Here is a 9552-nt window from a genome sequence, read left to right as displayed (position 1 = left end):
CTGATTGATGCTGAAGGCATCGTTCTGGGTCGTCTTGCGTCGATCGTGGCGAGCCGCCTGCGCGGCAAACATAAAGCGACCTTCACACCGCATATGGACATGGGTGACAACGTGATTGTCATCAATGCTGAGAAAATCCAGATGACGGGCAACAAGCGTCAGGAAAAGCTCCCCACACTTCCAAATATTATGGTACAGATATTTCCGAAAAAGCTATTTCCTATGTCGAGGCACAATTAAAAACATTAGAGGGAGATTTGTCTCATGTACAAGTCTACAATCAGCCTGCCAATGACTTTAAAGCCTTAGAGCAAGAATCTTTTGATGCTGTAATTCTCAACTCAGTTGTCCAGTATTTTCCTAGTATTGAATATTTAGTAGGGGTATTGGAAAATGCAATTAAATTAGTGGAACCGGGTGGCACAATCTTTATTGGAGATGTGCGGAGTTTACGACTACTAGAAACATTCCATACCGATCTATTATTGAGCCAAGCTGCCGACGAGCAAAAAGTAGAAGATTTATGGCAGCGGGTACAAAAAAAATTAAAAGAAGAAGAGGAACTGGTAATAGATCCAGACTTTTTCCAAGCGCTACAGCAGTATTTACCCCAGATTAGTCAGATAGAGATTCAGCTTAAGCGTAGTCGTGCTGATAATGAGATTACCAAGTTCCGATATGATGTGATTCTTCATATAGGAAAGGAAGTTTTGTCCCCTAGTTGCAGCCCTGAATTGCTGAATTGGCAGCAGGAGGAACTGACATTATTATCTGTCCAGGAAATTTTGGCAGAAAAACAGCCAGAGATGCTCATAATTAAAGATATTCCCAATGCACGGCTCCAAACCCAAGTAAAGCTTGAGGGACTATTGAAAAGAAAAAATGAATTTGTTAAGGTTGAAGATTTACGTAAAGCTTTGGTAAAGACAAACAAACCCGGTTTCTCCAAGAAACCGGGTTTGTGGGAGAAACCAGGTTTGTGGGAGGTATCATGGATAGAGCCTGAAGATTTTTGGAATTTGGCTGATAAGTTGGCTTATAAAAGCTACATTACTTGGTCAGCTCTCAATTCCGATTGCTACGATGTTGTCTTTTGGCAAAAATCATCTGCACCAATAAATAATGGATTACCCCTACTACCAACAGAAAATAGGGAGCAAAAACCTTGGACTGTTTACAGCAATAATCCTTTACAGAGTAAATTATCTCAGCAGCTAGTTCCTAAACTACGCACTTTTATGGAACAGGTACTACCTCAGTATATGGTTCCATCAACTTTTGTGTTGTTAGACTCCCTACCATTAACACCCAACGGTAAAGTAGACCGGAAAAAGTTGCCCAACCCCGACATTAATCGTTCTCATACTGAATATGTCGTACCTAAATCTGAAACAGAACAACAGATTGCTAAGGTTTGGCAAGAAGTGCTTAAACTAGAAAAAGTAGGCATTCACGATAATTTTTTTGAAGTAGGCGGAAACTCTTTACTCTTGATACAGGTAAGTGGTAAACTTAAAGAAATATTTAAAATAGAGCTGCAAGTAGTAGAACTTTTAAAATATCCAACTATTTATTATTTGAGTCAGCATATAAAAGGTGAAAGTATTAGTAAAACTGATAGCGAGGAAGCACGAAATATTCGTGATACTAACTTAAAAGAAGGTAAAAGCATGATGAAACAAAGACTTGCACGGAGACAAAAACATCGTTCTCGCTATCAATTCAAAGATTAATTATGCTGATTTATTATTTCATTTTATTTAATTAATTCTCGAACAAAATAGCTAGTTAATTAATGTATTAAAAAATATAAAAAAATGAATCCACAAGATGAAGAAAATTTAATAGACGATTTAGGGATAGCAGTTATTGGTATGTCTGGTCGTTTTCCACAAGCTGAAGACACCGATAAATTTTGGCAGAATCTTCAGGATGGCGTTGAATGTATCTCTTTTTTTTCAGAGGAAGAATTACTAGAATCTGGTGTTAAAGCAGAATTACTAAATAATCCTAACTATGTAAAAGCCCGTGCTATGATGTCGGACATTGATATGTTCGATGCTAGTTTCTTTAGTTATAGTCGTAAGGAAGCTGAATGTATAGATCCACAACAACGTTTATTTCTTGAATGTGCTTGGGAAGCTATAGAAAAAGGTGGTTACGATCCAGATACTTATGAAGGTTTGATAGGAGTTTATGCTGGTAGTGGCATGAACCACTACTTATTGAAGAATCTTTATCCAAGTCTTGATTACGATAATCAATTGAACTCTTATCAATTAATGATTAATAGTGATAAAGATTTCTTGGCAACTCGTGTCGCTTACAAACTCAATTTAAGAGGACCAGCAGTCAACGTTCAAACTGCTTGTTCAACTTCCTTGGTTGCCGTCCATACAGCTTGTCAAAGTTTACTCAATGGGGAATGCGATCTAGCTCTGGCAGGTGGTGTCTCGATTCAACTTCCCCAAAAATCTGGACACTTATATCGAGAGGGGATGATTTTCTCTCCTGATGGCCACTGTCGAACTTTTGATGCTCAAGCCAAGGGGACAATAACAGGTGATGGTGTGGGGGTCGTACTTCTCAAGCGCCTCAATAACGCGATCGCGGATGGTGATTCTATCCAGGCCATAATCAAGGGATCGGCAATTAATAATGATGGTTCCTTGAAAGTCGGCTACACTGCACCTAGCATAGAAGGTCAAGCAGCAGTTATTGCCGAAGCTCATGCTGTTGCAGGAATAGATCCAGAGACAATTTCATATATAGAGGCTCATGGCACAGGGACAGAGTTGGGAGACCCGGTGGAAATTGCAGCTCTGACTCAAGCTTTTAAGTATAGCACAGAAAAGAAAGGTTTCTGTGCCATTGGTTCCCTAAAAAGTAATATGGGTCATTTAGATGCAGCGGCAGGAGTAGCAGGACTGATAAAAACTGTTTTAGCTCTCAAACATAAATTAATACCACCAACCCTACATTTTGAAGAACCTAACCCTCAAATAGATTTTGTTAATAGTCCTTTATATGTTAATGCCACTCTTTCCGAATGGAAGACTAATGGAACTCCTCGTAGAGCGGGGGTTAGTTCCTTTGGTATTGGAGGCACAAACGCTCATATAATCTTGGAAGAAGCTCCAGAACAAATTAAACAAGAAAATTCTCCAGAGCGTCCAACTAATCTATTAACTCTCTCAGCAAAAACTTCAGAAGCACTGACACAACTGGTAGCAAATTATCAAAATTATATAGAAACTAATCAGGAATTAGAAATTGCAGACATTTGCTACACTGCAAACACAGGACGTAAACATTTCAAGCATCGTCTAGCTACTATTGTAGAAAACCAGCAACAGCTACTAGAAAAACTCAAATCCTACCAACTACAAGAACCAGTAACACAACTATATTCTGGAGAGTCGCCAAATAAGATCGTAAAAACAGCATTCCTATTTACAGGTCAAGGTTCCCAGTATGTAGATATGGGAAGGCAACTGTATGAACAAGCACCCACTTTCCGTCAAGCTTTAGACGAATGTGACCAAATTTTACAACCCTATCTGGAAGTACCTCTATTAGAAATCATATATCCTAAAGATGCACAAAAGTCAACTTCCGATTTATTAGATCAAACAGCTTATACCCAACCTGCCCTATTTGCCCTGGAATATGCTCTATTCAAATTATGGTCTTCATGGGGAGTCAGACCAGATGTAGTGATGGGACACAGTGTAGGAGAATATGTAGCAGCAACAGTAGCAGGAGTATTTAGTTTAGAAGATGGTCTGAAACTAATAGCCATGCGAGGAAAGTTGATGCAAAAGTTACCCTCCGGAGGTGAGATGGTATCAGTAATGGCATCAGAATCTCAAGTAACAGAAGCCATAAAAGAATATAGTTCCCAAGTAACAATAGCAGCAGTTAACGGACCAGAAAGTATAGTAATTTCAGGTGAGAGTGCAGCCATAGCCAAGATTTGTAGTGAATTTGAATCTGTAGGAGTCAAGACCAAAAAACTACAAGTATCTCATGCTTTCCATTCCCCATTGATGGAACCAATGTTAACAGAATTTGGAAGAGTAGCCAAAGAAATCACCTATACCCGACCCAAAATACAACTAATATCAAACGTTACGGGAGAAGAAGTAGATGATGGTATTGCTTCAGCAGAATATTGGGTAAATCATGTACGTCAACCAGTAAAGTTTGTCCAAGGGATGGAAACTTTGCACAAACAAGGTGCTGAAATCTTCCTAGAAATAGGACCAAAACCGATACTGTTAGGTATGGGTCGTGAGTGTCTCATGGGAGAAAAAAAAGTATGGTTGTCCAGTTTACGTTTGGGGAAACCAGACTGGTTACAAATGCTGCAAAGTTTAGGGGAATTGTATGTCCGGGCAATAAAAATTGATTGGTTAGGATTCGATCAGGATTATTCCCGTAATAAGGTAGAGTTACCTACATATCCTTGGCAACGAAAAAGCTATTGGATAAAAGATACTCGTCAACAGACAACTCAAGACAAAAAGAGCATAACATCTGTAGAAAAAGTCAAACTTGATGGAGCAAATATCCAGTCACAGGAAGTACAAAGGGACACAGACCAGATAATATTACAGCAGCCAAAACTAAGGTTATCAGCTCCAGAATCACTAGATGTAGAAAATACTGCGCCAGTTATAGAAGCCAACACGAAAATGAAATTGGCTCAGTTGCCAGTTCAAGGACAACCTGCTGCTGGTGTTGAAGAAAATATAACCAAATTGAGTAGCTTTAATATAGATTTGACTCAAATTAAAGAAACCCTCAAAAAAAGTCTAGCAGAGGCATTGTATACAGATATCAGTGAAATAGAAGAAGACAAAAAGTTTGTAGATTTAGGTTTAGATTCTATTGTTGGAGTAGAATGGATAACTGAAATCAATAAAACTTACAACTTAAATATAAAGGCCACTAAACTATACGACTATCCTACCTTATTAGATTTCGCAAAGTATATCGCTGATACCCTATTAACTCAAGGTAAAAATCTTGATGGGTCGCGATCGCCATCTGCCCAAACTGGAACAACTATCAGTAACCAATCTCTAAAATTAACTGACTCCCAGAACAATTTCTTACAAATCAAAGAAACTTTGAAGCAACAATTAGCGGAAGCCTTGTATGCGGATATCAGTGAAATAGAAGAAGACAAAAAGTTTGTGGATTTAGGTTTAGATTCTATTGTTGGAGTAGAATGGATAACTGAAATCAATAAAACTTACAACTTAAATATAAAAGCTACTAAACTATACGACTACCCTACCTTATTGGATTTCGCCAAACATATTACCCAGGAAATTTATTCTACAGGAGGAAGTAAATTCCCCACAGAGCATAAAGAATCTATTCAAAAAGATTATTTACCTGGAAATTCACAAGCACAAATCAAAGAAAAATTACGCTCAATATTGAGTAGAGTAGCTAATGGAGAATTAACAGTCCAGGAAGGAAATAAAATGATTCAACAAGTCAAGAATCAACAGGACTTACGCAAAATATGAAAATATACGCCACTTGTAGGGATTTAATGCCGTTAACTCCTACTAGATATGGTGACTATGACTAAGTCCTGATCGAGTAAAAATTATGATTTTTCAGGAGAATGAATATTATGAACAAAGAACAAATATTTAATATAATCAAAAAACATACTTGTGAAATAGCACCAGAATTAGAAAGAGTACCTCTATCACCAACTGATAGTCTAAAAAATTTAGGCATTGATTCAGTAAGTAGGGCAGAAATTATAATGATGGTCATGGAAGACTTATCCTTAAATATTCCACGCATAGAATTAGCAGGAGCCAACAATCTAGGAGAACTGGCCGATATATTTGCCAGCAAATTATAAGCAGTGAATCATGGGAATTAACAAAACTAGAGGGCTTATCAATGAGCAACATAGAGATAACAGGTATGGGCATTGTTACTTCCATTGGTCAAGGAATTGCTACTTTTAAAGAAGCTCTGTTATCAGGGAAAACTCAATTTGCTTATTTAAAACAGCCTGGACGTGAAAGCGTCAAACCATTTATTGGTGGCGAAATTCCCGATATTGAAACCAGAACCCTATTTCCTGAGTATAGTGGACTTTTGCGCGCTGCTACTAAGAGCGCCCAAGTAGCAACAGTAGCCGTCGCTGAAGCCTGGCAAGATGCTCAACTCACCTCCAGCCAAGTTAACCCAGAACGAGTAGGATTAGTTGTAGGTGGTTCAAACTTACAACAACGTTATCAGCAAGAAATCTGGCAACGTTATAATTCACGTCAGGAGTTTATACGACCAACTTATGGACTGACGTTTTGGGATACAGATATATTGGGTCTGATTTCCCAGTGTTTTCAGATTCAAGGCGAGGGATATAGTGTAGGAGGAGCTTCCGCTAGTGGAGGAGTTGCTATAATTCATGCTGCCCGTCAAATTTTAATGGGGAATAGTGATATTTGCATTGCCTTGGGAACTTTATCCGATCTATCAGGGTATGAATTACAAGCACTGATGAATTTAGGAGCAATGGGAAGCGAACGTTTCGCCGATCGCCCAGACCTTGCTTGTAGGCCATTTGACCAAGACCATGATGGCTTTATTTATGGAGAAGGTTGTGGAGTAGTTATTTTAGAAAGCACTGACCACGCTCGACAACGGGGCGCTAAATCCCATGGTCAACTTAAGGGTTGGGGATTTGCTTTAGATGGGAACCGTAGTCCTGAACCTTCCCAAAAAGGTGAAGAGCGGGCTATAAATACTGCTTTAGCCATGGCAGACCTTCAACCAGAGAGTATTGATTATGTGAATACCCACGGTACTGGTTCTCCCCTTGGTGACAAAACAGAAGTGGGAGCTTTAAAATCTGCGGGACTTCAGCATTGCCTACTCAACTCAACAAAATCTTTAACTGGACACTGTCTAACTGCTGCTGGTGTAGTGGAAGCGATCGCCACTATATTACAAATGAAATTTGGTTTTTGTCATCCTACCAAAAATTTAGTCAATCCCATTGATACCAGTTTAAATTGGGTGAAAGAAACTTCTGTTCAAGCTGAGATTAAATATGCGATCAGCAACAGCTTTGGTTTTGGGGGAATTAATACAGCTTTATTAATAGCACAGGAGTAGATTTATGCCAAAAGTTGGAATTGAAGCACTAAATGTATATGGGGGTTCAGCTAAAATAGATGTGCGAATGTTGGGGCAAGCACGTCAGTTAGACATGACTCGCTTCGATAATCTGATGATGAAAGAGAAAGCAGTTGCGATGCCTTTTGAAGACCCAGTTTCTTATGCTATTAATGCAGCCAAACCTATTATTGATGGCCTCAGCAATCTGGAAAAGCAACAAATTAAAATGGTGATAACTTGTACTGAATCTGGCATTGATTTTGGCAAGTCTATCAGCACTTATATTCAGGATTATTTGGGGCTAAGTCGTAACTGCCGAATGTTTGAAATTAAGCAAGCTTGCTATGCATCTACAGCAGGTTTACAGATGGCATTAAACTTAATTTTGTCCCAAACATCTCCAGGGGCTAAAGCTTTAGTTATAGGAACTGATATATCCCGTTTTATTGTTACAGAGGAAGGAGAGGCTATCAACCAAGATTGGTATTTTGCAGAATCAAGTAGTGGTGCGGGAGCAGTAGCTATGTTAGTCAGTGATGTTCCTAAAATTTTCCAAGCTGATGTAGGATGTAATGGTTACTATGGCTATGAAGTCATGGACACTTGTAGACCCAACCCAGATTCAGAAGCGGGAGATGCAGATTTATCATTGCTATCTTACCTAGATTGTTGTGAAAATGCCTACCAGCATTATCAAGAACAGGTAGAAGGGGTAGATTATCAAGAAACTTTTGATTACTTGAGCTTTCATACTCCCTTTGGAGGTATGGTTAAAGGCGCTCACAGAAGTATGATGCGTAAGTTCAAAAGAGCAAAACCTGCCGATATAGAAGAGGACTTTCAGAAACGGGTAATGCCAGGATTAGTCTACTGCCAACAGGTAGGGAATATCATGGGAGCGACGGTGTTTTTATCCTTAGCTAGCATGATTGACAATGCAGATTTTAGCAAACCCCGACGAATAGGTATATTCTCTTATGGTTCCGGTTGTTGTTCGGAATTTTATAGTGGAGTTGCCTTTCCACAAGGAAAAGAAATTCAAGATCAACAAAATATTGGATATCACTTAGCCAGTCGCTATTCCTTAAATATGGAAGAATATGAGCAGTTACTGAATTATAGTTCGAGAGTTGCCTTTGGCACTAGAAATGTAACTTTAGATTACGAACTATTCCCTGGTGTGTGGAAACAAATTGAAGGTAAAGGTCGCTTAGTGCTGAAAAGAATCAAGGAATTTCACCGAGAATATGAATGGGTATAGTTTCAATAATTAACAATTAATAATTACCTCTTTTTATAAAGAAGAGGATTGGGTAAAAGTGAATTTTTGATTTGTTTTCCATGAATGGAGAGGGTTTATACCTTTAAAATAACTCAACAAATCAAAAAAAAAAGTTAAATTCAAATACAAAGGAGATAAAACTCATGAGACAAGAAAATTTAGGACAATTAAAAGAAGAGTATCAAAAAAAAGGATACTGTCAAATCAGAGAATTCTTTAATGCTTCCGAAATTAAAAAACTTGAAGAAACATTAGAAACTGCCAAGGAAAAAAGTGAAGTTTCTAAAGAAAAAGTAACATTAAAGATAGGTAAATATGAGAATATTGATACAAAAGACCATGCTTATGATTTAATCAAATATGACTTTGTGTCTTCATTAATAAAAAGTAAGTTGCCTTTTTTGAATGAACTCACGGGCAAAAAAATAATGATCATGCACAATGCCTTTTTTTCTGTTGAACCTAATCAGAAAGGATTAGGATGGCACGTCGGAGTTGGTTCATTTTCATTTACAAAAATGGATGACTTTGGTGCATCAATATGGATTCCTTTAGATGAAATAACTAAAGAATATCGAGGCGGAATGCAATATGTTCCTCTAGATGCTTTTCCGGGGAAATTTCTTTACACTATTCATGATTTACATTTAAGAAATAATATCAAGTGGGATGAATCAAAAGGGGATTTGAATGAATATGTAGCTGGTGCCAATACTATTATGAATAAAATCACAGAAGATGTAATAGATTATACGATTGAAGATGATTATGAAGAAGACCAGTATAAAGTTGGCGATGTACTTTTCTTTAACAAATATGTATTACATCGTTCAGTCCCTTTAAACCCTGGCTTACATAAAATCCGACGTGCTTTTGTGATTCGACTTGTAGATTATGATACTCGGGCAGATGAGGAACGTTTGGGCTTGTTTTCAACATATACTCAATTGCATTCTAGATTCTATAAAACACTACCTCGTTAAAATAAAGATAGTGAATTGGTTATGGTTACACGTTCAATTAAGAAGGGATTAAAATCTTCCTATTTATGATATAAACCTTACGTTTTAAAAACTTTATCAGAAAGAATTGCAGATAACTCTGAAAAG

General features: G+C 37.8%; 6 protein-coding genes and 1 pseudogene. All 7 read left to right on the top strand.

Going from position 1 to position 9552, the window contains the following annotated elements; genetic code table 11:
- Positions 1-171: pseudogene (locus F6K13_RS06640) on the top strand (uL13 family ribosomal protein); the annotation flags it as partial.
- A gap of 29 nt (positions 172-200) precedes the next feature.
- Complete coding sequence (locus F6K13_RS06635) at positions 201-1733, top strand: phosphopantetheine-binding protein (protein ID WP_353735640.1); 1533 nt, start codon at positions 201-203, stop codon at positions 1731-1733.
- A gap of 84 nt (positions 1734-1817) precedes the next feature.
- Positions 1818-5543: a beta-ketoacyl synthase N-terminal-like domain-containing protein gene (locus tag F6K13_RS06630; RefSeq protein WP_287287051.1), complete on the top strand. Its 3726-nt coding sequence runs from the start codon at positions 1818-1820 to the stop codon at positions 5541-5543.
- Positions 5544-5653: 110 nt separating this feature from the next.
- A complete protein-coding gene (locus tag F6K13_RS06625) occupies positions 5654-5893 on the top strand; it encodes an acyl carrier protein (protein WP_124155955.1) in 240 nt (79 codons plus the stop codon).
- 41 nt (positions 5894-5934) lie between these two features.
- The gene (locus F6K13_RS06620) at positions 5935-7158 is read left to right on the top strand and encodes a beta-ketoacyl synthase N-terminal-like domain-containing protein (protein ID WP_124155956.1); all 1224 of its coding nucleotides are present in this window, start codon (positions 5935-5937) and stop codon (positions 7156-7158) included.
- A 4-nt stretch (positions 7159-7162) separates the two neighbouring features.
- Entirely contained in the window at positions 7163-8422 is a 1260-nt protein-coding gene (locus F6K13_RS06615; RefSeq protein ID WP_124155957.1) for a hydroxymethylglutaryl-CoA synthase family protein, read from the top strand.
- Between the two features lie 164 nt (positions 8423-8586).
- Complete coding sequence (locus F6K13_RS06610) at positions 8587-9426, top strand: phytanoyl-CoA dioxygenase family protein (protein ID WP_287287049.1); 840 nt, start codon at positions 8587-8589, stop codon at positions 9424-9426.
- The last annotated feature ends 126 nt before the right edge of the window (positions 9427-9552 follow it).

This window comes from Okeania sp. SIO2B9, assembly GCF_010672505.1.
Classification (GTDB): Bacteria; Cyanobacteriota; Cyanobacteriia; order Cyanobacteriales; family Microcoleaceae; genus Okeania; species Okeania hirsuta.
The sequence above is the reverse complement of the archived record's forward strand: the minus strand, read 5'-3'. Positions and strand labels throughout refer to the sequence as shown.

Bases quoted from the DNA above. Each gene is read 5' to 3' on its own strand.
- F6K13_RS06610 (WP_287287049.1), top strand. From the start codon at position 8,587: ATGAGACAAGAAAATTTAGGACAATTAAAAGAAGAGTATCAAAAAAAA.
- F6K13_RS06620 (WP_124155956.1), top strand. From the start codon at position 5,935: ATGAGCAACATAGAGATAACAGGTATGGGCATTGTTACTTCCATTGGT.
- F6K13_RS06630 (WP_287287051.1), top strand. From the start codon at position 1,818: ATGAATCCACAAGATGAAGAAAATTTAATAGACGATTTAGGGATAGCA.
- F6K13_RS06615 (WP_124155957.1), top strand. From the start codon at position 7,163: ATGCCAAAAGTTGGAATTGAAGCACTAAATGTATATGGGGGTTCAGCT.
- F6K13_RS06625 (WP_124155955.1), top strand. From the start codon at position 5,654: ATGAACAAAGAACAAATATTTAATATAATCAAAAAACATACTTGTGAA.